Here is a 21523-nt window from a genome sequence, read left to right on the forward strand (position 1 = left end):
GGCATCCGGCGCGCCCAGCACCGAGTGCGGGCGGCCGTGTGGCCCGTCAGTTGGCGCGCAGGATGCGCCCGTGGACGGTCAGGTGGTGAGGTCTGCTGTTGGCAGGGACGGGCCGTCACCGGCCAGGCGGAAGGAGTCGGTGCCGGCGGGTTCGACCAGCCCATCCTGCACCAGCCCGGCTAGGGCGCGGGCGCGTTGCACGTCGTCGGTCCAGACCTGGTCCAACCGCTGGTGTGGGACCGGTCCGGTGCTGTCCCGGAGCACTCCGAGCAACAGACCGCGAACCTGTCGGTCGGTGCCCGCGTACCGCTGGGGTCGACGGGTCGGCCCGGCCGGCGCCTCCTGGCCGGACGCCCGCCAGGCGCAGACCGACTCGACGGGGCAGGCGGTGCAGCGCGGTGACCGGGCAGTGCAGATCACCGCGCCCAGCTCCATGAACGCGGCGCTGGCCAGTGCCGCTGCGGCCGGTTCGGTCGGAAGCAACTCTTCGGTGGCGACCAGGTCCGCTGGCCGGGTGACGGGCCCGGCGTCCGGTTCGCCGGCCACCGCCCGGCACACCACCCGTCGTACGTTGGTGTCGACGACCGGGTGCCGCTGCCCGTACGCGAAGGCCGCCACCGCCCGAGCGGTGTACGTGCCGACGCCGGGCAGAGCGAGCAGTTGCTCCAGCCGGTCCGGCACCTGGCCGCCGTGCCGGTCGACGATCGCGACAGCGCATTCGCGTAGCCGGACCGCCCGGCGGGGGTAGCCGAGGCGTCCCCACATCCGGATCGCCTCGGCCGGGGTGTCCGCCGCCAACGCGGCCGGGTCGGGCCAGCGGGCCAGCCAGGCCTGCCAGGCCGGCACCACCCGGACCACCGGTGTCTGCTGGAGCATGACCTCGCTGACCAGGATGGCCCACGGGGTGACGCCGGGCTCGCGCCACGGCAGGTCACGGGCGTGCTGCTGGAACCATCGGCTGACCAGTGTGGCGAAGTCGGGTTGAGTCATGGCGTCGTCGATGATGTCACGCCCGGCGTTCCCGTTGGGTGGGCGGTTCGGGCGGGGTGCCACGTCCTCGTTCGGCGGGCGGGGGAGAATGCGCGGATGAACGAGCTCGCGATCACCGTCATCGGTCGGGACCGGCCGGGCATCGTGGCCGACGTCGCGGAGGTGCTGGCCCGACTGGGCGCGAACCTCACCGACAGCACGATGACGCGGCTGCGGGGGCATTTCGCGATGACCCTCATCTGCACCGGCCCGGCCGCCGCCGAGGTCGAGGCCGCACTGGCGTCGCTGACCGCCGAGGGCCAGCTGCTGGCGACGGTACGCGCGGTCACCCCGGACGGCGATGTTCCTCCGGTGGGTGAGCCGTACGTGATGGCGGTGCACGGTTCGGACCGGATGGGGATCGTCGCGGCGATGACGAGGGTGCTGGTGGACGCCGGGGGGAATGTCACCGACCTGAGTACCCGGCTGACCGGTGCGCTCTACGTGGTCCTGGCGGAGGTCGAGTTGCCGGCCGGTGTGGCGGAGACTCTGCTCGACCGGCTGCACCGGACGGCTGCCGAGCTGGGCGTGGAGGTCACCCTCCGCCCGGCGGACCCGGACCTGTTGTGACCGGCGAGGAGCGTGGGCCGGCGGTCGGCCTGGGGGACTGGACTCCGGAGTCACTGGACGTGCCGGGTGAGGTGCGGGCGGTGGTGTCCGCCCCGCATCCGGTGCTGAGTCGGGCCGCGGACGAGGTCGACCCCACGGCAAAGGAGACGGTCCAACTCGCGGCCGACCTGATAGCCACGATGAAGGTTTCGCCGGGCTGCGTGGGGCTGGCCGCGCCGCAGGTCGGGGTGGGCGCTCGGGTCTTTGCCGTCGACGTGACCGGGCACCCCAAGGCGGTGACGGTGCACGGCACCTTCGTGTTGTGCAACGCGCGTGTGGTCGAGGCGACGCGGTGGAAGCCGGGCCGGGAGGGCTGCATGTCGGTGCCGGACCTGACGGGCGATGTGAAGCGGGCCAGCCGGCTGGTGGTGGAGGGTGATCTGCCGGGCAGCGGCGAGCCGGTCCGGCTGGTGACCGACGGCTTCGAGGCTCGGGCGTTGCAGCACGAGATCGACCACTGTGCGGGGCTGCTCTTCCTGGACCGGGTGGCCGGTGCGCACGCGGTCTATCAGCGCAAGGTCTACCTGTGACCGGGTGGCAGACCGTCCTCAGTGGAGGGTTGCCCGGGCGCCTCGGAGTGGCTCCGGCGCGTCGCGCCGCACTGCCGGGTACGGCGCGGCTACGGTGGAGGGCATCATGCGTCTGACGGTCGGCCCCCTGGCACCCGCCGTGTACTGGCGGCGTCGCGCCGTCGTACTCGGAGCGGGGTTCCTGTTCCTGATTGTCCTGCTCTACTCCTGTACCGGTTCGGGTCGTTCCGGCGACAAGGATCCGAAGGCGGGAGGGGCGCCGTCGGCGACGTCCGCCGCGACGTCAGGCCCCGCCGGGCCGGTGCTGACACCGCAGACCGGCGCTCCGTCGTCGGCCGCGTCCGCTGATTCGGGTGCGACGAGTCCGAGCCCGGCGATCACCAGCAACACACCTCCGCTGGGCGCGGCAGCCGGTTCGGAGGACGACGGCACCTGCACCGACGGCGAGATCAGCGTGGTCTCGTCGGCGAGCCCGACCTCGGTGCAGCGGGGCGCGGTGGTCGAGCTGCAACTGAGGATCAAGAACACGTCGGACCGGACGTGCAGTCGCAACGTCGGCGCCGACCTCCAGGAGATCTTCATCAAGTCCGGGGCCGAGAAGGTCTGGTCGTCGGACACCTGCGGCAAGGTCGAGGGCTCGGACGTGCAGTCCTTCACGCCGAATTTCGAGCGCTCCTACCAGGTGCCCTGGAACGGGCGGGACACCAGCCGTTGTGACGGCGCGCTGGCCGGAGGACCGTTCCCGCCGGTCGGGTCGTATCAGGTGTTCGCCCGGGTCGGCACGAAGCTCAGCGACCCGGTGAAGCTCACCGTCACCGGCTGAGCCGGGTCAGACGTAACGTTCCAGGATGGATGCCTCGGCGAGCCGGGACAGCCCTTCACGGACGCCGCGGGCCCGGGCGTCGCCGACCCCCTCGACGGCTTGCAGGTCTTCCACTGTCGCGCCGAGCAGACGCTGGAGGCTGCCGAAGTGCAGCACCAGGCGATCGACCACTGCCACCGGCAGTCGGGGCACCTTGGCCAGCAGCCGGAAGCCGCGCGGGCTGACCGCGGCGTCGAGCGCGTCGGACGCGGCCGGGTAGCCGATGGCCTTGGCCACCGACACCAGGTCGATCAGCTCGGTGGCACCGAGCAGGTCCAGCTCGACGAGAGCCTCGTCCAGGGTGCGCGACTTGCGGCCGACGGGGAGGTAGTCCCGGATGACCAGCGTCCGGTCGGCGTCAACGCCGGCCATCAGCTCGTCGAGTTGGAGGGCGAGCAGGCGGCCGTCGGTGCCCAGCTCCACCACGTAGCCGGCGATCTCGTCGGCGATCCGGCGAACCATCTCCAGCCGCTGCACCACTGCCACCGCGTCGCGCACGGTGACCAGATCCTCGATCTCCAGGGCGGAGAGCGTGCCGGAGACCTCGTCCAGCCGGAGCTTGTAGCGCTCCAGGGTGGCGAGCGCCTGGTTGGCGCGGGAGAGGATGGCCGCCGAGTCGTCGAGCACGTGCCGTTGGCCGTTGACGTAGAGGCTGATGATCCGCATGGACTGGCTGACCGAGATGACCGGGTAGCCGGTCTGGCGGGCCACCCGCTCGGCGGTGCGGTGCCGGGTGCCGGACTCTTCGGTCGGGATGGACGGGTCGGGCATCAGGTGCACCGCCGCCCGGACGATCCTCGTGCCGTCGCTGGAGAGCACGACAGCGCCGTCCATCTTGCACAGCTCGCGCACGCGGGTCGCGGAGAACTCCACGTCCAGCGGGAAGCCGCCGGTGCAGAGGCCCTCGACCACCTTGTCGTAGCCCAGCACGATGAGCGCGCCCGTGCGACCCCGCAGGATGCGCTCCAAACCGTCGCGCAGCGCGGTGCCCGGGGCCATCAGGGCGAGATTGGCCCGTAGCGGATCTCCGGCGCTCCCGGCGGCCCCCGCAGTCACGCTCACGCTGATCGGGCGGGCGGGCGAGCCCACGGCGCCGGTGCGGGCCTGGGGCGGCGCGCCGGCTGGCTTGGTGGTATCGCGGTCGATCGGCACGGGCACAGTCTACGGACTGCCGTGCGGTGGGTGCTGTCGTGGTTACTGTGATGTGTCACGATGCCGCCCTTTCCAACGTTTCCCGCTTGCGACGTGCTGTCCGGTTTCGCCGCCCTCGTCGGCACGGTGGGTCACTCGGCGGACGCGCGAGCCGCATGGTGCAGCGCCGAACGGACGTCGGTGACCTCGGTCACCCGCATCTGCTCGGGGCCGGCACCGGTGCTGGTCGGGCCGCAGCCGGGCGGCACCAGGGCCACCTTGAACCCCAGCCGGGCGGCCTCGGCCAGCCGGCGCGGCACCGCCCCGACCCGGCGCACCTCGCCGGTCAGCCCCACCTCACCGATCGCCACCAGGTGCGGCGCGATCGCCAGGTTGAGCCCGCCGGAGGCGACCGCCAGAGCCACCGCCAGGTCGGCGGCCGGCTCCACCACCCGGATCCCGCCCACAGTGGCGGCGAAGACCTCCCGGTCGTGCAGGGTCAGCCGTTCGGTGCGCCGTTGCAGCACCGCGAGCACCATCGCCAGTCGCGCCGAGTCGAGACCGGAGACGGTGCGCCGGGGAGAGCCCGCCACGGTCGCGCCGATCAACGCCTGCACCTCGGTGACCAGGGCGCGCCGCCCCTCCATGGCCACCGTCACGCAGGTGCCCGGGACCGGTTCGGCGTAGCGGGTCAGGAACAGCCCGGACGGGTCGGCCAGGCTGCTGATGCCGCCCTCGTGCATCTCGAAGCAGCCGACCTCGTCGGCCGCGCCGAACCTGTTCTTCACGCCGCGCACCAGGCGCAGCGACGAGTGCTTGTCGCCCTCGAAGTGCAGCACCACATCGACCAGGTGCTCCAGCACCCGAGGCCCGGCCACCTGGCCGTCCTTGGTGACGTGCCCGACCAGCACGGTGGCGATGCCCCGCTCCTTGGCGACCGAGACCAGCGCGGCGGTGACCGCGCGGACCTGGGTCACCCCACCGGGCACACCCTCGGTGCCGGTGGTCGAGATGGTCTGCACCGAGTCGAGCACCAACAGGCCCGGCTTGACCGCGTCGAGGTGACCGAGCACCGAGCCGAGGTCGCTCTCGGCGGCGAGGTAGAGCCGCTCGTGCAGGGTGCCCATCCGCTCGGCGCGCAGGCGCACCTGACTGACCGACTCTTCGCCGCTGACCACCAGCGAGGGGCTGCCGGCGCCGACCGCCCACTGCTGTGCCACATCGAGAAGGAGGGTCGACTTGCCCACCCCGGGCTCGCCGGCGAGCAGCACCACGGCACCCGGGACCAGGCCGCCGCCGAGCACCCGGTCGAGCTCGCTCACCCCGGTGGGCACCGCGCGGGCCGGAGCGGCGCTGATGGTGGCGATCGGTCGGGCCGGCTCGGACGGCATCCGGGAGCTGACCACCCGACCGGAGACCGTCGGGCCGGTCACCGTGTGCTCGACCACGGCCCCCCACTCGCCGCACTCCGGGCAGCGTCCCACCCACTTGGGCGGCTGGTGCCCGCAGGCGTCGCACTGGTAGGCCGGGCGCGGCTCGCGGGCGGCGGACCGACCACGGGCGGCACCGGCCGTGCCGCCACGCGGAGCTGTCGATCGGGAGGTGGTCACATCAGGACGCTAGCCCTCGCGTACGACGAAAACACCCCGGCGTGGTGGTCACCACGCCGGGGCGTTCGTCGATGTGCGGGTCGGGTCACTCGTGGGTCGTGCCGCCCTCGTTGCCCTCGTAGCCGCCCTCGCGCTCGATGATCGGCGACGGAGGGGCCGCCGGGGTGAGCGGCACCGCGACCGGCGCCTGCCCGGTGACCGTGTTGCCGTTGCCGAAGTCGAAGGTCACGACGACGTTCTGGCCGGAGCGCAGCGCCTCGGTGAGGCCGATCAGCCGCAGCTGCGTGGTGGCCTCGGAGTTGAACTGGATGTAGCTCAACGGCGCCAGCTCGATCCGGGCCGGCTGACCCGGGGCGGCGGGGCTGGCCGAACCGGACGCCCGCGCCGACTCCGGGGCGGACGGGGTGGCCGAGGACGATCCGGTCTCGGAGGGCGTCGCCGACGGGCTCGGCGAACCGGACGTCGAGTTCGACGGGCTGGCCGAACCGGACGGCGACGGGCTCATGGAGGCGGACTCCGAGACGGACGGCGACGGGCTCGCCGAGCCGCCGCTGATCACCACCTCGCGGGCGCTCTCCGTGGTGACGGTGACCGTCACGGTTTCCTTGGAGTCGTTGTAGATCACGGCGCCGAGCCCCGCGTCCTGCCCGGCCTTGTAACCCTCAGTGCCCGGGTAGTCCACGAGCAGGCCCCGCACGGAGAAGGAACCGTTGTTGGTCGTGAGGTTGACGCCCTGGACCGACGCCTCCTTCAACGCGGTCTCGGCGATCTGACCGGTGCCGCATCCCGAAGCCAGCAGGCTGGCCGCCGCAATCCCGGACAGCAACAGGGCCGCCCGCCGGGATCCCCTGATCGAGCGCGTCACGTCGGTCCTCCTCGTCACAATCCCCACCCGGGCCGTACGCCGGGCACGGTGGCCATACCCGCGCAGACCGCGCTCCAGGGTAGTTGGGACTGATCGAGGCCCGCACGCGGACCCGGCAATGCCACCTGCCCGGGTGGCGTTCACACCACCCGACCGCTCGCCACCAGCAGAACCACGTCGATGAGGGCCACCAGCATCACCGCCCGGAAGGCCGCCACCGGCCGCCGGCCGGCCCGGATCGCCGAGCGTCCGGCGTACCAGCTCAGTGGCGGCACCACGGCGGCCGTGCCGACCGCCGCCCAGCCGATCGCCGACGGCGGCCCGGGTGGCCCGAGGACCAGTGTCGCGGTCGCCGCGAGGAGGAGACCCGCCGCGGCCACCCGGCTGCCGGCGGCACCGAGCCGGTGGGGCAGGCCGCGCACGCCGGTGCGGGCGTCGTCGGCCAGGTCGGGCAGCACGTTGGCGAAGTGGGCGCCGGCGCCCAGGCAGGCCGCCGCCGTCACCAGCCAGACCGGCGGGGACGGCTGGCCGGGCAGCGCCAGCACCACGAAGGCGGGCAGCGCGCCGAACGACACGGCGTAGGGCAGCACCGAGAACGCGGTCGCTTTGAGCGGCCAGTCGTAGAGCAGGGCGGAGACCAGGGCGAGCGTCAGCCAGAAGGCCGCCACCGGGTTCGTGGTCAGCGCCAGCAGCGGGCAGGCCACCGCGGCCACCGCGGCGGCCCAGGCCGTGACGCGCCGACCGACCGCACCACTGGCGACCGGTTTGTCGGTACGCCCCACAGTGGCGTCCCGCTCGGCGTCCAGCGCGTCGTTGGTCCAGCCGACGGCGAGCTGGCTGGCCAGCACGGCGAGCACCACCGAGACGATTCCGGTCGGCCGGTGGCCCACTCCCCAGGCCAGCAGACCGGCCACCGTGGTCACCGCTGCGGCCGGTTCCGGATGGCTCGCTCTGACCAGCCCTAACACCCTCGACGACATAAGGGAAGTCTGGTCGTTACCGAGCAGTCGTGCCACGCTCGGTTCCATGCGAGACGTGGCTGCGGCCGGGGCGTCCACCGGTCCGAGGGTGCTGCCGCGAAACGATCCGCGTCAGTACGACGATCTGGCCGGTGAGTGGTGGCGGCCGGACGGTGCGTTCGCGATGCTGCACTGGCTGGCTGAGGCCCGTGCCGCGCTGGTGCCGCCGGCCACCCGTCCGGACGCGTTGCTCGTCGACCTGGGTTGCGGCGCCGGCCTGCTCGCGCCGCACCTGGCGGGCAAGGGCTACCGCCACGTCGGGGTGGATCTGACCCGCTCGGCGCTCGTCCAGGCGGCCGAGCACGGGGTGCGGGTGGTCCAGGGTGACGCCACGGCGGTGCCGCTGCCTGACGGCTGCGCCGACGTGGTCTCGGCCGGTGAGTTGCTGGAGCACGTGCCGGCCTGGCCGCGCGCGGTGGCCGAGGCGTGTCGGCTGCTGCGCCCTGGCGGCGTGCTGGTGCTGGACACCCTCAACGACACGGCGCTGGCCCGGCTCGTCGCGGTCCGGATCGCCGAGCGCCTGCCGACGGTGCCCCGCGGCATCCACGATCCACAGTTGTTCGTGGATGCCCAGGCGCTGGTGGCCGAGTGCGCCCGACACGGTGTCGACCTGAGTCTGCGGGGCATCCGTCCGCAGGTCGGCGGCATGCTCGCCTGGCTGCTGCGCCGCGCTCGCGCGAGCCGAACGGCCGGTGCCGTGCCCGTCGGCCGCGCGCCGCGCATCGTGCCGACCCGCTCCACCGCCGTGCTCTACCAGGGCCGGGGGGTCCGCAAAGGATAGTCAGGCCGTGGCGGGGTATGGAACGCCGAGGAGGAACGAGATGACGGTGCACGCGCTTGAGGCAGCACGCCGGTTGGCGCCGCGGTTCGCCGCGCGGGCGGCCGAGCACGACCGGGACGGTTCCTTCCCCGTGGACGACTTCGCCGACCTGCGCGAGGCCGGCCTGTTCGGGCTGATGGTGCCCCGGGCGCTCGGCGGTCTGGGCGCCACTTTCGCCGAGTACGCAGCGGTGGCCACTGAGCTTGCCCGGGGCAACGGTGCGACTGCCCTGGTGTTCAACATGCACGCTTCGGTGACCGGCGCGCTGGGCGCTGTCACCGAGGAGTTGGCCGAGGCGTTGGGCGTACCCGACGAGGCGCTGGCCGCCCGCGACCGGCTGCTCAGCGCGGCGGCGCAGGGCTCCTGGTACGCGGTCGCGATGAGCGAGCGGGGCGCGGGTGCCCGGCTGTCCCAGCTCACCACCGCGTACGAGCCGACCGACGGGGGCTGGCACCTCAAGGGCAGCAAGACCTTCTGCTCCGGGGCCGGGCACGCGGACGGCTACCTGGTGGCGGCGCGCAGTGCGGCCGACCAGTCGGTGGTGTCGCAGTTCCTGGTGCCGGCCGGCGACGGGCTGACCGTGGAGCCGACCTGGGACTCGCTCGGCATGCGCGCCACCTCCTCCCACGACCTGCACCTGGACGTCTCGGTGCCCGCCGACCGGCTGCTCGGCGGGGTGGAGGGGCTTGCGCTGGTGGTCGCGCAGCTGATGCCGCACTGGTTGGTGGCCAGCTACGCGGCCGTCTACGTGGGGGTCGCCCGCGCGGCGATCGACGCGGCTGCCGAGCACCTGAACGCCCGCAACCTGGCCGGTCTGCCGGCGGTGCGGGCCAGGCTGGGTCGGGCGGACGCGGCGACGGCCGCCGCGCAACTGCTGGTTGCCGAGGCGGCCCGCCGGGTGGACGAGGCGCCCGGTGACGAGGAGACCAACCGTTGGGTGTGGCGGGCGAAGCTGCTCGCTGGCACCACGGCCGCCGAGGTGGCGGCGTCGGTGTTGGAGGCGGCGGGCACCTCGGCCACCCGCCGTGGTCATCCGCTGGAGCGGCTCTACCGCGACGCCCGTTGCGGCTCGCTGCACCCGGCCACGTCTGATGTCTGCGCCGACTGGCTCGGCATCGCGGCGCTGGGCGGCGACCCGGATCGTGACGGATCGGCACCACGTTGGTGAGCCCGCGCCACCGGGCTCGCACGAAGAAACGACCAGCCGACGTGGCTGGTGGGACGGCCAGGGGGAGGACAGCATCTGACGAGAGGTGGGGATCGTGTCCGTACCAGTGATCGCGGGGCTCGGGACAGCGCAGCCGCCGTCCGCTTCGCAGGACGAGTTGTGGGAGGGCTTCTTCTCCCGGCACTTCACCGGCACCACCAGGTCGTTGGCCCAGCGGATCTTCGCCAACTCGGGGGTGACCCGGCGGCAGGCCGCGGTCAACCCGCTGTTGGAGGACGTTTCCGACTGGCCGACCGAGCGCCGGATGCGCCGCTACCAGGTGGAGGCGCTGCCGTTGGGCAAGGAGGCGGTGGGTCGCGCGTTGACCGCAGCCGGGCTGAGCGCCAGCGACATCGGGCTGTTCATCGTCTGCTCCTGCACGGGCTATGCCACCCCCGGGCTGGACATCCTGCTCGCCCGGGACCTGGGCATGGCTGCGGAAACCCAGCGGATGGTCATCGGCCACATGGGCTGTTACGCGGCGTTGCCGGGGCTGGGCGCGGCGAGTGACTTCGTCACCGCCCGGGGGCGCCCGGCGCTGCTGCTGTGCGCGGAGCTGACGAGCCTGCACATCCAGCCGTCCAGCGCCAGGGTGGACACCCAGCAGATCGTCTCCCACGCGCTCTTCTCGGATGCGGCGGTCGCCGCCGTGGTCACGCCGGGCGGCCCGGGGTACGCGTTGCGTGAGGTTACCGCCGTCACCGACACCTCGACGGCTGACCACATGACGTGGGACGTCACCGACGCCGGCTTCCGGATGGGGTTGTCGCCGAAGGTGCCGCAGGTGCTGTCGAGGCACGTCCGGGGGCTGGTCGACGATCTGCTGGCCCGGCACGGCCTCACCAGCTCCGAGGTGGACGGTTGGGCCGTGCACCCGGGCGGGCCGAGGATCCTCAACGTCGTCGAACGGGAGTTGGCGCTGCCACCGCAGGGGTTGGCGGCGTCCCGCGCGACGCTCGACGAGCACGGCAACTGCTCGTCGCCGACCGTCCTGCTGATCCTGGACCGGTTGGGTCGGGCGACACCGGCGGCTCGGCGCGTCGTCATGTTGGCCTTCGGCCCCGGCCTCACCCTGTACGCCGCCCTGCTCGATCGACAGGGCTGAACCTCGTCGGGCCGGCCGGTACGCTCAATGGGTGGATGTGACGGCGGACGACCGGCTGCGCTCCGTGGTGCTGTTCGGTGCTGCGGCGGCCGTTCTGGTCGTCGGCGGCTGGTGGTGGCGTGCCGCCGCGCCCGCGTCGACGGCAGGGACGGCTGTCCCGTCGGCGGCGGCGGTGCCATCGGTCGGGCCGAGCGTCAGCACCCCGATGGAACGTCTCCTCGTGGCTGAGGAGCCCGACGAGCGGGTGACGGTGAGGTTGGACCCGAACACCGGCGAGGTCCTCCGGGTGCGCAACGGCTCGCACGTGGTGCTCGACCCGGCGACGGGCTCGATCACCGACATCGAGGGCGATCCCGCGGTGCTCTTTCCCGCGGGTGAGCTGCCCTCGTTCCAAATGACGATCTGGCGGGAGGAGCGGGAGCTCGCTCCTGGCCAGGAAGTGACCCGGCAGGCCAGCGACGACGGCTCCCGCTATCTGCTCCAGTACCGGTGCACCCGGCCGGGCGCGCTGGCGGTTACTACCGACGGAGCCAAGATCAACGGTCCGGTGCGCATCGACTGCGACGGCACTGTCGCCAATGCCGAGGTGCTGCCCGGCGCCGGGCCGTTCCGGCTGTCGCTGTCGGCAGTCGACCGGCCCATCGACATCCAGGCGCAGCTAGTCGCCCTGCCCCCTCGCTAGCACTGCCGCTCAGGCGGCGAGGGCGCTCAGGTCGCTCCGGTAGGAGTCGCTGGTGCCCACCTCGGGCAGCACTCGGGTCACGATGCCGGCCCGGTCGACGAGCAGGGCGGTCGCGGCGCCGGAGCGGGCCGGCTGGCCCAGGAACGAGCGCAGGCCCCCGGCGGGGTCGGCCAGGGCGCGAGCCTGCCGCTCAATGGTGGGCCGGGCTGGCACCGCCCGCCCTCCGGTGACGGTGATTACGGAGACGCCGGCGGGCGCTGCCGCCAGGGCGTCGGTGACCCGGTCCGGGCAGGGGCAGGCGTCCAGCAGGATGATCATGGCGGGTAGCAGGCCGCGCAGTGGCACGGGCTTGTCGTCCGCGCCAACCAGGTCCAGTGCGGGCAGCGCCCGGCCGGCGAGGGTCGCGGGTGGCGAGTAGGGGGCCGGCGTCGGCCGGTCGGCGTCGCGGTTGGCGCGTGGCCAGGTGACCGCCAGTAGGCCGGCCAGCGTGGTGAGGACCGCCACCAACAGGACCGCCAGCGGTAGGCCCAGGGCCCGGTGACCGCCCGGGAGGCCGTCGGCCCGGCGCAGCTCACGGCGGATCTGAGCGGCCTCGGCGGCCAGCGCGGAGGCGTCGTCGGGAACCACCACGCGGCCCCATTCGGGCGGTAGGCCGGGCAGGCCGTCGGCTGGCCCGTGACCCTCTGCGTCCGGCTTGCCCATCGGACCCCCTGGAAGCGTCTCGAGAGCTGAGTGCGGCTCGGTCTCCAGGGTCGCGCACCAGGGGCTCCTCGCGCTACATCTGGGCGCGGTCCTGCTGGCCGGGCTACCATGGGAGGAGCGCATAGCCCTTGATCTCGACGTTCTGTTCACCCGTACCGGGCAGTCATTTGCTCGTTACGGAGCGTGTTCGAACCATCGGTTTGACTGCCTGTCAAGCTGAAGCAAGACCTCTCACAGGGCCCCTGAGCTGCGCCAATGGTCAGGACATCGGAGAGACATCAGTGCCTGACCGTGTTACCCTAGACACAGCGAAAGGGGTTTCGAACCTATGGTTTTCAGTGTCGGCGAGACCGTTGTTTACCCCCACCACGGGGCCGCACTCATCGAGGCAATCGAGACTCGGGTCATCAAGGGCGAGCCTAAGAAATACCTCGTCCTGAGGGTCGCGCAGGGTGACCTGACGGTCCGGGTGCCGGCCGAGAACGCCGAGATCGTGGGTGTGCGCGAGGTGGTCGGCGAAGAAGGCCTCGGTAAGGTCTTCGACGTTCTGCGGGCTCCGCACACCGAGGAGCCGACCAACTGGTCGCGGCGTTACAAGGCCAATCTGGAAAAGCTGGCTTCCGGCAACCCGCTGAAGGTCGCCGAGGTCGTGCGTGACCTGTGGCGCCGGGAGCGGGAGCGGGGCCTGTCTGCGGGCGAGAAGCGGATGCTCGCCAAGGCCCGTGACATTCTCGTCGGCGAGGTCGCGCTGGCCGAGAAGAGCACCAAGGACGAGGCGGAGACGCTGCTCGACAAGGTCCTCACCGAGGCCTAGTCCGCACAGCATCGTCGTACCCACTTCGTAGTGAAGAAACCACCGAGGACCGCGACGTGACCGCGCAGCTCAATCCGCGCGGTGACGTCGCGGTCCTCGTGCCTGCGGCGGGTGCCGGCGTACGGCTCGGCCCCGGCCGACCCAAGGCGCTGCGCCTGCTCGCCGGTGAACCGCTGTTGGTGCACGCCGTGCGTCGACTGGCCGCCGCGCCGTCGGTGCACACCATCGTGGTGGCCGCGCCGGCCGCCGAGATGCAGGCCGTCCGCGAGCTGTTGGTCCGGGTCGCCCCGGTGACAGTGGTGCCCGGTGGTGCCGAACGGCAGGCGTCGGTGGCCGCCGCGCTGGCCGCGGTGCCCCCCGGTCCGACGATCGTCCTGGTGCACGATGCCGCCCGGGCGCTCACGCCGCCTGAGCTGGTCGAATCCGTCGCGGCGGCGGTACGAGGCGGGTGCGACGCGGTGATCCCGGTCCTGCCGGTCGTCGACACGATCAAGGAAGTCGGTGCCGACGGGGTGGTGCTCGGCACCGTCGACCGTTCCGCACTGCGCGCGGTGCAGACCCCGCAGGGTTTCCGTCGGGTCGTGCTCAGCGCCGCCCACGCCGCCGCCGGTGACTCCCTCACGGACGACGCCGGGCTGGTCGAGAAGCAGGGCGTCGCGGTGAGCTGCGTGCCCGGCTCGGAGTACGCGCTGAAAATCACCCGGCCGTTCGACCTGGCTCTGGCCGAGCATCTGCTTGCCGCGGCCGGTTGACGCGTACCCTCTGATCATGATCGTTCCCCGGGTGGCCATCGGCACTGACGTGCACGCGTTCGAGCCGGGCCGGCCGTGCTGGGTGGCCGGGCTGTTCTGGCCCGATCAGGACGGCCTCGCCGGGCACTCCGACGCCGACGTGGCAGCGCACGCCGCCTGCAACGCCCTGCTCTCCGCCGCCGGTCTCGGTGATCTCGGTTCCGCCTTCGGGGTGGGCCAGCCGGAGTGGGCCGGCGCGTCCGGGGTGGCTCTGCTGACCGAGACGGCCCGTCGGGTGCGCGCCGCCGGCCTGGAGATCGGCAACGTGTCCGTGCAGGTCATCGGCAACCGTCCCAAGATCGGCCGGCGCCGCGAGGAGGCGCAGGAGGTGCTCTCCGCCGCGGTCGGCGCCCCGGTCACCGTCTCGGCGGCGACCACCGACGGGCTTGGCTTCGCCGGCCGTGAGGAAGGGTTGACCGGGGTCGCGGTGGCCCTGGTGTACGACGCGTCGGCCGCCTAAGCTCGCCGCGATGTCCAGCGACCCTGCCCCCGACCAGTCCGCCGCCGACGGCTACGTCCAGCGGGCGCAACTCCTCGCCGAACTCGGCCGCTACGACGAGGCGGCCGGGGAACTGGCCTACGGGTTGGCCCTCCAGCCGGATGACGTCGACGCGCTCACCATGCTGGCCCGGGTGCACCTGGCCGCCGGCCGTCCGACCGAGGCGCTCACCGCCGCCGACACGGCCGTGGCTGCCGCACCGGAGGCCCTGCCCCCGCTGGTGGCCAGGGGGATGGCCCTGGCCGACCTGGAGCGCTACAGCGAGTCGGCGGCCACCGCCGACCGGATCCTCACCCTCGGCCCGGCCGACGCGTACGCCCAGCGGAGCGCGGCGGCGATCCTGGCCGGCGCCCGCAACGGTCAGCCGGCGCTGAACGCGGCCTGGCGCGGTGTCGAGTTGGCTCCGCAGGAGCCGCAGGCACACCTGGTGCTCAGCCTGGTCGCCGCCCGCCTGGACCTGTTCGACCTGGCTGAGCGGGCCTACCGGGAGGCGCTGCGGCTCGACCCGCGGATCGGCGAGGCCGGCCACGACGTGGGTGTCATGCGGCTGGAGCAGCGCCGCTGGTCGGAGGCGTTGGAGCACGTCGCCGAGGCGGTGACGGTCAGCCCGAGGCGGATCGACTCGCCACGAACCCTCGCGTACGGGCTGCACCGCCTGGTGCTCTACGGCGCGGGCTGGTCGCTGGTGGCGGCGGTGCTGGTCGCGTTCGCGGCGTCGGCGAACGACGGCTTCTCCCGCGTCCTGGCGGTGCTCGCCGCGCTCACCGGCGGGATCATCGTGTGGCAGCTTGCGGCCCGGCTGCCCGGGCTGACCCGGAGCGTCCTGCCCGCCCTGCTGCACTCGGACCGGGCGATGGCCCTGGCCGTCTACGCCGTGGCCGCCGCGCCGCTGCTGCTGCTGGTGTACGCCATGGTCGGCTCCCCGTGGCCCCTGGTGCTGGCCATCGCCACCACAGCGGTAGCCGAGTTCGCCGTCTTCACCCGAACCGCCATCCGCTAGACGGACCGCGCCCAGGTCCAGGCGTACCCCTCGTCTTCGCAGGAGCTGGCGGCGTCGCAGAGATCCAGCGGGCGGAAGGTGTCGACCATGACGGCCAGCTCGTCGAAGTAGTCCGCGCCGATGGATCGCTCGGCGGCACCCGGCTGGGGGCCGTGGGTGAAACCGGACGGGTGCAACGAGATCGAGCCCTGCTCGATGCCGGAGCCGCGCCGCGCCTCGTAGTTGCCACCGGTGTAGAAGAGCATCTCGTCGGAGTCGACGTTGTGGTGGTTGTACGGCACCGGGATCGACTGCGGGTGATAGTCGACCTTGCGGGGCACGAACGAGCAGATGACGAAGTTGGGCCCCTGGAAGGTCTGGTGCACCGGCGGTGGCTGGTGGATGCGGCCGGTGATCGGCTCGAAGTCGTGGATGGAGAACGCCCACGGGTAGAGATGCCCGTCCCAGCCGACCACGTCGAACGGGTGGTTGGCGTAGACGTAACGGGTCCAGCCGCGCCGGTGCCGGACCAGCACCTCGACCTCCTCGCCGTCGACGAGCAGCGGGGCGTCGGGGCCGCGGACGTCCCGCTCGCAGTACGGCGAGTGCTCCAGGAACTGGCCGCGTACGGAGAGGTAGCGCTTGGGCGGGCCGATGTGCCCGGACGCCTCGACGGCGAGCAGCCGGACGGGTTGGTCGCCGGTGGGCACCAGCCGGTGGATGGTCGAGGTGGGGATGACGACGTAGTCGCCGGCGACCGCGTCCAGCACGCCGAACGGGGACTCGACCCGCAGGGTGCCCGACTCGACGTAGAGGCAGTGGTCGCCGGTGGCGTCGCGGAACAGCGGTGAGGGTCGGTCGGCGAGGACGTAACCGATTCGTACGTCGTCGTTGGCGAGCAGGTACTGCCGGCCGAGGATGGGGTCGGAACCGCCGGTGTCCAGTTTGTGGGTTCGCAGGTGGCGGGGCTTGAGCGGCAGGTTCGGCGCCCGGGTGAAGGCGGGCGGGGTGAACTCGTCGGCGGCCAGGATCGCGGTTGGCGCGTGCCGGTGGTAGAGCAGGGACGAGTCGGAGGAGAACCCCTCCTGGCCCATCAGCTCCTCGGCGTAGAGGCTGCCGTCGGGCTGCCGGAACTGGGTGTGGCGCTTGCGCGGCACCTCGCCGATGCTGCGGTAGTACGGCATCTCGCCTCCCGATATTTCCCGTTCACCGGCCGAAGGCGTCCGACAATCGGACGCTGTTGTCCGTTCCTCGTAGCGTCCCGTACATTCTTGTTCCGTGTCAACGCAGGTGCCAGCACTCCTCCACGGCCTGGTGGACGACGCCGCCGTCTTCCCACCGGGCAGCGCCGCGCTGCACGACGCCCTGGTCGCCCACCGCCAACACCGCGCCGCCTGGTACGCCGCCCTGGTCGGCCCACTGCTGATCCCCGCCTCGGACGTGGCCGCCGGTGAGCTGACCGGTCTCGTCGACCCGGGCGAGGGCCTGGTGGTCGGCGTGATCGGCGACACCGGGATCGGGAACCTGCCGTTCGCGCTGTCGTTCCTCGCCCCCGACGGCGTCGCGGCGCGCCAGGTCGAGGTGGCGGTTGCCAAGCGCGGCGAGGACCCGCTGCCCGGCATCGCCGAGTTGCTGCGGCTGACCGACGCGCTACCGGGCGTGGAAACCGTCTACGCCGAACTGCCGCTGACCTTCGGACTGATGGGCGCACTGGACGTGCTCGTCGCCGCGCGGGCCGACGGGGTGCCGATCGCGGCCAAGTTCCGCACCGGCGGCCTGGCCGCCGAACTCTTCCCCACCCCGACCGAGCTGGCCACCGTGATCTGCGCCTGCCGGGACCGGGGCCTGCCGTTCAAGCTCACCGCCGGGCTGCACCAGGCGATCCGACACCTCGACCCGGAGACCGGGTTCACCCACCACGGCTACGCCAACGTGCTGGCCGCGACCCTGGCCGCCGCCGAGGGTGACGGTGTGCGCACGGTCGCCGAGCTGCTCACAGTTGTCGACCCGCGCCCCTTGGTGGAGCGCACGACGGCACGGCTGGACGGGCCTCGCCCCCTGTGGGTGGGCTTCGGCTCGTGCAGCATCCTGGAACCACTGACCGATCTGATCCGGCTTGGGCTGGTGAACGGGGGCTACGACGCATGACCTGGGTGACCGGCGCCGACGGTTCGCCGTACGGGGTGACGAACCTGCCGTACGGGGTGTTCCGGCAGGACGGGGGTCCTTCGCGGATCGGCGTACGGATCGGATCCTGGGTCCTCGACCTCGCGGCGGCGGAGGCCGCCGAGCTGGTGCTGGCCGCCGGCACGCTGTGCCGGCCCGTGCTCAACGACTTCATGGCCCTGGGTCGACCGCAGTGGACGGCGGTACGACAGCGGATCACCGAGCTGCTGACCGACCAGGCGCACCGGGGCGCGGTGGAGCCGCTGCTGGTGTCCCTCGACGACGTGGAGCTGCTGCTCCCCATCGAGGTGGCCGACTACGTCGACTTCTACTCCTCGGAGCACCACGCGTCGAACGTCGGGCAGATCTTCCGCCCCGGCCAGCCGCCGCTGCTGCCCAACTGGAAGCACCTGCCGATCGGCTACCACGGGCGGGCCGGCACGGTGGTCGTCTCCGGCACGCCGGTGACCCGGCCGACCGGGCAGCGGGCCTCCGCCGAGGGCCCGGTCACCGGCCCATCGGTACGCCTCGACATCGAGGCCGAGGTGGGATTCGTGGTGGGCGTACCGAGCGCGTTGGGCGATCGGGTTTCCGTTGACGACTTCGCCGAACACGTCTTCGGTGTGGTGCTGGTCAACGACTGGTCGGCCCGGGACATCCAGGCCTGGGAGTACCAGCCGCTCGGCCCGTTCCTCGGCAAGTCGTTCGCCACCTCGGTCTCGGCCTGGGTGACGCCGCTGGACGCCCTCGGCAACGCCAACGTGGCGGCCCCCGACCAGGACCCGCCGGTGGTGGACTACCTGCGGGACGTGCCGCACCTGGGCCTGGACCTGCGGCTGTCGGTCGAGTGGAACGGCGACCAGGTCAGCGAGCCTCCGTTCGCCACCATGTACTGGACCCCCGCCCAGCAGTTGGCGCACCTCACCGTCAACGGGGCTTCGCTGCGCACCGGTGACCTGTACGCCTCCGGGACCGTCTCCGGCCCGCAACGGGGACAGGTCGGGTCCTTCCTGGAACTGACCTGGGGCGGGGCCGAACCGGTCACCGTGGGCGGCGAGAGCCGTACCTTCCTCGACGACGGCGACACGGTGACCATCACCGCCACGGCGCCCGGCCCGGACGGCACCACAATCGCCCTCGGCGAGGTGTCCGGCACGGTTCGTCCGGCCCGTTGAAGCCGCCGCCGCGGCACAGCCCAGCAGCGGCTTTCCTCTGCTGAGTCGGATTACTGCGACCCCTCCGGAGTGCTCTGACCATCTGGTCTTCGAGTCGTCTCGTTCACGGGACTCTTGATCGCACAGCGGGTGCGATCAAGAGCCCTCGTTGCGCCGTTGGTCACGCGGATCAAGTGGTCCCACACGGGCCGGGCCCAATGCCCGTCCACAGCGGTGGGGCAATCCCGACGCACACGGAGGTAACGACGATGCACGATCTTGCGGGCGCGGTCTGGCGTACCAGTAGCCGTTCAAACGACCAGGGGCTCTGCGTGGAAGTGGCGGACAACCTGGTCGACGTCCATGGTCTGGTCGGGGTCCGCGACTCCAAGGACCAGACCGGTCCCACACTCGCGGTCAGCCCGCCGGGGTGGACAGCGTTCATCGGCGCGATTCGGGCCGGTCGCTTCGAGCGCTGACCGGCGCTTCGGCGCCGGTCGACGACGACCGGTGCCGAAGCGACCGCCCAATCGGACAACGTGGCCCCCGGGGGGTGGAAATTCCGCTCCGGGGGCCCCGTCCGGCCCTCACTCCGCGTACCGTCGGGGACACGGGAGGGTGGCATGTCGACGGTGGCGATTACCGGGATCATCGAGGCGCACGCTGTCGACGTCTGGCGTCTGCTGACCGACCTGCCTGGCCGCGCGGCCCGGCTGACCGCAGCCGGCCCGATCGAGGTGCTCACCCCGGGTTCGTTCGGGCCGGGCACCTCCTGGCGCGAGGAACGGGTCCAGCCGGGCGGCGCCACGCTGACCGAGGAGTTCCTGGTGGTCGAGGCGCTCGCACCGCAGCGACTGGTGCTCTGCTCCTCCGGCACCGGCGCCGACTACCGCATCACCTGGAGCCTGCGGCCGGTCCGCCGCCGCCGTCGGGGTTGCACAGCGGTCACAGTGACCCACGAGGCGGTGCCGACCGCTCCGTACGGTCGGGTGGTCGCGCTGCTGCTCGGCGGGCTGGCCGCGCGGGCGGTCGAGGCGGCGCTCTGGCGTGATCTCGCCGACCTCGCCGTCGCGGCCGGTGCCGCCGGCTCCGTCGAAGCCGCCTGAGCGCCAGGCGGTCAGCCGTCGCCGTGACCTGAACGGGGTCCGGCCCTCTCCGCTGGGTAGGGTGCCGGGCGGAGGTGCGGCATGAGGTTCCCGAGAGGCCGGCGACGGCTCGCGATCGCGGTCGCGGCGCTGCTCGCGACGGCAGCCGTCGCGGTCATCGTCCACCGGGTCCTCGCACCGGCAGAGGTGAGCACTGTGGCGCGGGCCGACTATCCGGCCCCGGCCCGACCGGCCGCCGGAGTGATCGGTCGGTTGCCGGTCGCCCCGTTGATCGTCGACGGAAGACTGCGGGTGTACGCCGCACACCGCCAGGTCTACGCCGACCGGCCGGTCGACGGCCGCTACCGGACCAGCCCGTACTGGTCGTACCGGCGCTGGCCGGCGGAGCTGACCGGGGTGGTGGCGAGCGGCAGTACCGTGGTCAGCCGTTGGTCCGACGGGCAGCTCGTCGCACTCGACGCCCGGACCGGCGGGGTGCTCTGGCGAGCCGACGGCCCGGAGCCTGTCGAGAGCACGGCGCCGGTACGTCGTACCTGGGCGGCGACCGTCTGGGATGCGCCCGGGCTCCAGCTCACCGACCTTCCCGACGGGCGGATCGTGCTGGTGGTGACCGGGGATGCCCAGGCGCGTGGGGTCGAGCTGAGCGGCGGTCGGGAGTTGTGGCGGGTCGCGCTGCCCGGCAGGTGCCGCAGCGATGTCGGCACCAGCGCCACCGGGCTGCTGATCGGTCTGGACACCTGCGCCGGGGCGGCCACTGTCGAGTTCCGGGACGTGGCCACGGGCGAGGTGCGGGAGCGTTGGCGACCGCCGGGCGGCCCGGACGGGTTTGTGGTGACGCCACTCGGATGTCGTACCGGCGGCTCGGACTGTCTGGGGTTGCGGACCGCCGGACCGGGTGACGAGGGCGGCCGGGGCTGGTTGTTGACTGCCGGGTCGCCGGTCGCCGCTCCCGCGCTGGATCCGGCCGGCGTCGCGCTGGTCGGTGAGCAGTCCGTCGCCGTGCTCGACGGGGTCGTTGTGGGTCGATCGGCGCGTACGGGCACCGAGCTGTGGCGCTCCGCGGGCCTGGACGGGGCGCGGGTGCTGGCGGGGCAGCCTGGCCGGGTGCACCTGTTGACCGAGGCGAACGATCTGGTGACGCTGGATCCGGTGACCGGTAGGCAGTTGTCCCGATTCGCGCTCAATGTTGGGTCGGACGGGACCGGCTGGGCGCCCGGGGCGGTGACTGCCGAGGACGGCTTCGTCGCGATCGAGCGGCTCCGAAGGCCGGTCGACCCCACCGGCGATGACCGGCGCTACTTCTACACCGGCGAGACGGTGATCCTGGCCGCCACCTGATCGTGGCGTCTTCCGGCTCGGAACACCGAACCATTCCATTCCCTTTGTCGTGAAAGGGTACGTTTTTCACGGTTCAGGTTTCCGGTGGAAGGGGTCGGCGCATGGCCAGGACAGCAGCCAACTACCTCGTGGGCGGGGCGCTCGCCGCCACCGCGAGCCTGGCGTTGGCGGTGTCGCCGGTGCTGGCCGCCGGCCCCGCCTCGGCGCAGGGGTTCGGCGTCGTCCGGGCCGAGCCGTCGGCGGACACGGGCGTCACCTTCGAGATCCTGCCGGCGTCGCCGACACCGCCTCCGACTCAGCCGCCGCCCACGTCCACACCGACGGCGCCGCCCCAGCCCACACCGAGTCACGGCGGTGAGTTGCCGGTCACCGGGTCGGGCGGGTCGGCGCTGCTCCTCGCCGTCCTGGGCGCGGCCCTGATCGTCGCCGGTTGGTTCGCCGCCCGCCGCAACAGGCTGAGCTGACGGGCCGGCCGGAGACGGTGGTCGGGCTGGCCCGCCCGCTA

Annotated in this window: 24 protein-coding genes; 17 read left to right on the forward strand and 7 right to left on the reverse strand. The window is 72.6% G+C overall.

Going from position 1 to position 21523, the window contains the following annotated elements:
- Positions 1–78: 78 nt before the first annotated feature.
- Complete coding sequence (locus ACGF3C_RS06235) at positions 79–990, reverse strand: A/G-specific adenine glycosylase (protein WP_393219359.1); 912 nt, start codon at positions 988–990, stop codon at positions 79–81.
- Between the two features lie 96 nt (positions 991–1086).
- Between ACGF3C_RS06235 and ACGF3C_RS06240 the strand changes: the two genes are divergently transcribed.
- From ACGF3C_RS06240 to ACGF3C_RS06250, 3 genes are all read left to right on the forward strand, one after another.
- Positions 1087–1599, forward strand: coding sequence for an ACT domain-containing protein (locus tag ACGF3C_RS06240; RefSeq protein WP_357231013.1), 513 nt, complete (start codon positions 1087–1089; stop codon positions 1597–1599).
- Positions 1596–2168 carry a peptide deformylase gene (locus tag ACGF3C_RS06245; RefSeq protein WP_393219363.1) on the forward strand — a complete coding sequence of 191 codons (573 nt, stop codon included), beginning with the start codon at positions 1596–1598 and terminating at the stop codon, positions 2166–2168. Before ACGF3C_RS06240 ends, ACGF3C_RS06245 begins: the two co-directional genes overlap by 4 nt.
- Positions 2169–2274: 106 nt before the next feature.
- The gene (locus tag ACGF3C_RS06250) at positions 2275–2991 is read left to right on the forward strand and encodes a hypothetical protein (protein WP_393219366.1); all 717 of its coding nucleotides are present in this window, start codon (positions 2275–2277) and stop codon (positions 2989–2991) included.
- A 6-nt stretch (positions 2992–2997) separates the two neighbouring features.
- On the opposite strand, the gene disA is transcribed toward ACGF3C_RS06250, so the two are convergent.
- From disA to ACGF3C_RS06270, 4 genes are all read right to left on the reverse strand, one after another.
- Entirely contained in the window at positions 2998–4182 is a 1185-nt protein-coding gene (disA, locus tag ACGF3C_RS06255; protein WP_030327921.1) for a DNA integrity scanning diadenylate cyclase DisA, read from the reverse strand.
- A 131-nt stretch (positions 4183–4313) separates the two neighbouring features.
- Positions 4314–5771 carry a DNA repair protein RadA gene (radA, locus tag ACGF3C_RS06260; RefSeq protein ID WP_393219370.1) on the reverse strand — a complete coding sequence of 486 codons (1458 nt, stop codon included), beginning with the start codon at positions 5769–5771 and terminating at the stop codon, positions 4314–4316.
- An 85-nt stretch (positions 5772–5856) separates the two neighbouring features.
- Entirely contained in the window at positions 5857–6636 is a 780-nt protein-coding gene (locus ACGF3C_RS06265) for a hypothetical protein (RefSeq protein ID WP_393219373.1), read from the reverse strand.
- Positions 6637–6776: 140 nt separating this feature from the next.
- A complete protein-coding gene (locus ACGF3C_RS06270; RefSeq protein ID WP_357228268.1) occupies positions 6777–7616 on the reverse strand; it encodes a UbiA family prenyltransferase in 840 nt (279 codons plus the stop codon).
- 46 nt (positions 7617–7662) lie between these two features.
- On the opposite strand from ACGF3C_RS06270, the gene ACGF3C_RS06275 reads away from it, so the two are divergent.
- The 4 genes from ACGF3C_RS06275 to ACGF3C_RS06290 all read left to right on the forward strand — a co-directional run bounded on the left by ACGF3C_RS06275 (position 7663) and on the right by ACGF3C_RS06290 (position 11469).
- Complete coding sequence (locus tag ACGF3C_RS06275; protein WP_357228270.1) at positions 7663–8436, forward strand: methyltransferase domain-containing protein; 774 nt, start codon at positions 7663–7665, stop codon at positions 8434–8436.
- A 40-nt stretch (positions 8437–8476) separates the two neighbouring features.
- A complete protein-coding gene (locus ACGF3C_RS06280; RefSeq protein WP_393219378.1) occupies positions 8477–9643 on the forward strand; it encodes an acyl-CoA dehydrogenase family protein in 1167 nt (388 codons plus the stop codon).
- Positions 9644–9728: 85 nt separating this feature from the next.
- Positions 9729–10787, forward strand: a complete 1059-nt coding sequence (locus tag ACGF3C_RS06285) for a type III polyketide synthase (RefSeq protein WP_393219381.1) — start codon at positions 9729–9731, stop codon at positions 10785–10787.
- 31 nt (positions 10788–10818) lie between these two features.
- Complete coding sequence (locus tag ACGF3C_RS06290) at positions 10819–11469, forward strand: hypothetical protein (RefSeq protein ID WP_393219384.1); 651 nt, start codon at positions 10819–10821, stop codon at positions 11467–11469.
- 9 nt (positions 11470–11478) lie between these two features.
- Here ACGF3C_RS06290 and ACGF3C_RS06295 read toward each other — a convergent pair whose 3' ends face one another.
- A complete protein-coding gene (locus ACGF3C_RS06295) occupies positions 11479–12171 on the reverse strand; it encodes a hypothetical protein (protein ID WP_393219387.1) in 693 nt (230 codons plus the stop codon).
- Between the two features lie 328 nt (positions 12172–12499).
- On the opposite strand from ACGF3C_RS06295, the gene ACGF3C_RS06300 reads away from it, so the two are divergent.
- Genes ACGF3C_RS06300 through ACGF3C_RS06315 form a run of 4 tightly spaced genes read left to right on the forward strand, consistent with a single transcriptional unit; the run spans position 12500 to position 15275 of the window.
- Positions 12500–12985 carry a CarD family transcriptional regulator gene (locus ACGF3C_RS06300; RefSeq protein ID WP_203148040.1) on the forward strand — a complete coding sequence of 162 codons (486 nt, stop codon included), beginning with the start codon at positions 12500–12502 and terminating at the stop codon, positions 12983–12985.
- A 56-nt stretch (positions 12986–13041) separates the two neighbouring features.
- Positions 13042–13737: a 2-C-methyl-D-erythritol 4-phosphate cytidylyltransferase gene (gene ispD, locus ACGF3C_RS06305; protein WP_393219391.1), complete on the forward strand. Its 696-nt coding sequence runs from the start codon at positions 13042–13044 to the stop codon at positions 13735–13737.
- Positions 13738–13750: 13 nt separating this feature from the next.
- Positions 13751–14236 carry a 2-C-methyl-D-erythritol 2,4-cyclodiphosphate synthase gene (gene ispF, locus ACGF3C_RS06310; RefSeq protein WP_393220728.1) on the forward strand — a complete coding sequence of 162 codons (486 nt, stop codon included), beginning with the start codon at positions 13751–13753 and terminating at the stop codon, positions 14234–14236.
- A 10-nt stretch (positions 14237–14246) separates the two neighbouring features.
- On the forward strand, positions 14247–15275 hold the full coding sequence (locus ACGF3C_RS06315) for a tetratricopeptide repeat protein (protein WP_393219394.1): 1029 nt from the start codon (positions 14247–14249) through the stop codon (positions 15273–15275).
- On the opposite strand, the gene ACGF3C_RS06320 is transcribed toward ACGF3C_RS06315, so the two are convergent.
- Positions 15272–16438: a cupin domain-containing protein gene (locus tag ACGF3C_RS06320; RefSeq protein ID WP_357228289.1), complete on the reverse strand. Its 1167-nt coding sequence runs from the start codon at positions 16436–16438 to the stop codon at positions 15272–15274. The two genes, ACGF3C_RS06315 and ACGF3C_RS06320, sit on opposite strands and share 4 nt — an antisense overlap.
- 94 nt (positions 16439–16532) lie before the next feature.
- On the opposite strand from ACGF3C_RS06320, the gene ACGF3C_RS06325 reads away from it, so the two are divergent.
- From ACGF3C_RS06325 to ACGF3C_RS06350, 6 genes are all read left to right on the forward strand, one after another.
- Positions 16533–17402, forward strand: coding sequence for a hypothetical protein (locus ACGF3C_RS06325; RefSeq protein WP_357228291.1), 870 nt, complete (start codon positions 16533–16535; stop codon positions 17400–17402).
- On the forward strand, positions 17399–18595 hold the full coding sequence (gene fahA, locus ACGF3C_RS06330; RefSeq protein ID WP_393219398.1) for a fumarylacetoacetase: 1197 nt from the start codon (positions 17399–17401) through the stop codon (positions 18593–18595). The genes ACGF3C_RS06325 and fahA overlap by 4 nt, the downstream gene beginning before the upstream one ends.
- Before the next feature lie 248 nt (positions 18596–18843).
- Positions 18844–19053: a DUF397 domain-containing protein gene (locus ACGF3C_RS06335; protein ID WP_130405275.1), complete on the forward strand. Its 210-nt coding sequence runs from the start codon at positions 18844–18846 to the stop codon at positions 19051–19053.
- Positions 19054–19197: 144 nt separating this feature from the next.
- The gene (locus tag ACGF3C_RS06340) at positions 19198–19680 is read left to right on the forward strand and encodes an SRPBCC family protein (RefSeq protein WP_355005922.1); all 483 of its coding nucleotides are present in this window, start codon (positions 19198–19200) and stop codon (positions 19678–19680) included.
- An 81-nt stretch (positions 19681–19761) separates the two neighbouring features.
- A complete protein-coding gene (locus ACGF3C_RS06345) occupies positions 19762–21018 on the forward strand; it encodes a PQQ-binding-like beta-propeller repeat protein (RefSeq protein WP_393219402.1) in 1257 nt (418 codons plus the stop codon).
- Positions 21019–21119: 101 nt separating this feature from the next.
- Positions 21120–21482: an LPXTG cell wall anchor domain-containing protein gene (locus ACGF3C_RS06350; RefSeq protein ID WP_357231898.1), complete on the forward strand. Its 363-nt coding sequence runs from the start codon at positions 21120–21122 to the stop codon at positions 21480–21482.
- The last annotated feature ends 41 nt before the right edge of the window (positions 21483–21523 follow it).

Source organism: Micromonospora sp. NPDC047762 (genome assembly GCF_043204655.1).
Taxonomy (GTDB): Bacteria; Actinomycetota; Actinomycetes; order Mycobacteriales; family Micromonosporaceae; genus Micromonospora.

Bases quoted from the DNA above. Each gene is read 5' to 3' on its own strand.
- ACGF3C_RS06320 (WP_357228289.1), bottom strand. From the start codon at position 16,438: ATGCCGTACTACCGCAGCATCGGCGAGGTGCCGCGCAAGCGCCACACC.
- ACGF3C_RS06340 (WP_355005922.1), top strand. From the start codon at position 19,198: ATGTCGACGGTGGCGATTACCGGGATCATCGAGGCGCACGCTGTCGAC.
- ACGF3C_RS06315 (WP_393219394.1), top strand. From the start codon at position 14,247: ATGTCCAGCGACCCTGCCCCCGACCAGTCCGCCGCCGACGGCTACGTC.
- ACGF3C_RS06250 (WP_393219366.1), top strand. From the start codon at position 2,275: ATGCGTCTGACGGTCGGCCCCCTGGCACCCGCCGTGTACTGGCGGCGT.
- ACGF3C_RS06345 (WP_393219402.1), top strand. From the start codon at position 19,762: ATGAGGTTCCCGAGAGGCCGGCGACGGCTCGCGATCGCGGTCGCGGCG.
- ACGF3C_RS06275 (WP_357228270.1), top strand. From the start codon at position 7,663: ATGCGAGACGTGGCTGCGGCCGGGGCGTCCACCGGTCCGAGGGTGCTG.
- ACGF3C_RS06350 (WP_357231898.1), top strand. From the start codon at position 21,120: ATGGCCAGGACAGCAGCCAACTACCTCGTGGGCGGGGCGCTCGCCGCC.
- ACGF3C_RS06295 (WP_393219387.1), bottom strand. From the start codon at position 12,171: ATGGGCAAGCCGGACGCAGAGGGTCACGGGCCAGCCGACGGCCTGCCC.
- ACGF3C_RS06270 (WP_357228268.1), bottom strand. From the start codon at position 7,616: ATGTCGTCGAGGGTGTTAGGGCTGGTCAGAGCGAGCCATCCGGAACCG.
- ACGF3C_RS06300 (WP_203148040.1), top strand. From the start codon at position 12,500: ATGGTTTTCAGTGTCGGCGAGACCGTTGTTTACCCCCACCACGGGGCC.
- ACGF3C_RS06235 (WP_393219359.1), bottom strand. From the start codon at position 990: ATGACTCAACCCGACTTCGCCACACTGGTCAGCCGATGGTTCCAGCAG.
- ACGF3C_RS06335 (WP_130405275.1), top strand. From the start codon at position 18,844: ATGCACGATCTTGCGGGCGCGGTCTGGCGTACCAGTAGCCGTTCAAAC.
- ACGF3C_RS06280 (WP_393219378.1), top strand. From the start codon at position 8,477: ATGACGGTGCACGCGCTTGAGGCAGCACGCCGGTTGGCGCCGCGGTTC.
- ACGF3C_RS06240 (WP_357231013.1), top strand. From the start codon at position 1,087: ATGAACGAGCTCGCGATCACCGTCATCGGTCGGGACCGGCCGGGCATC.
- fahA (WP_393219398.1), top strand. From the start codon at position 17,399: ATGACCTGGGTGACCGGCGCCGACGGTTCGCCGTACGGGGTGACGAAC.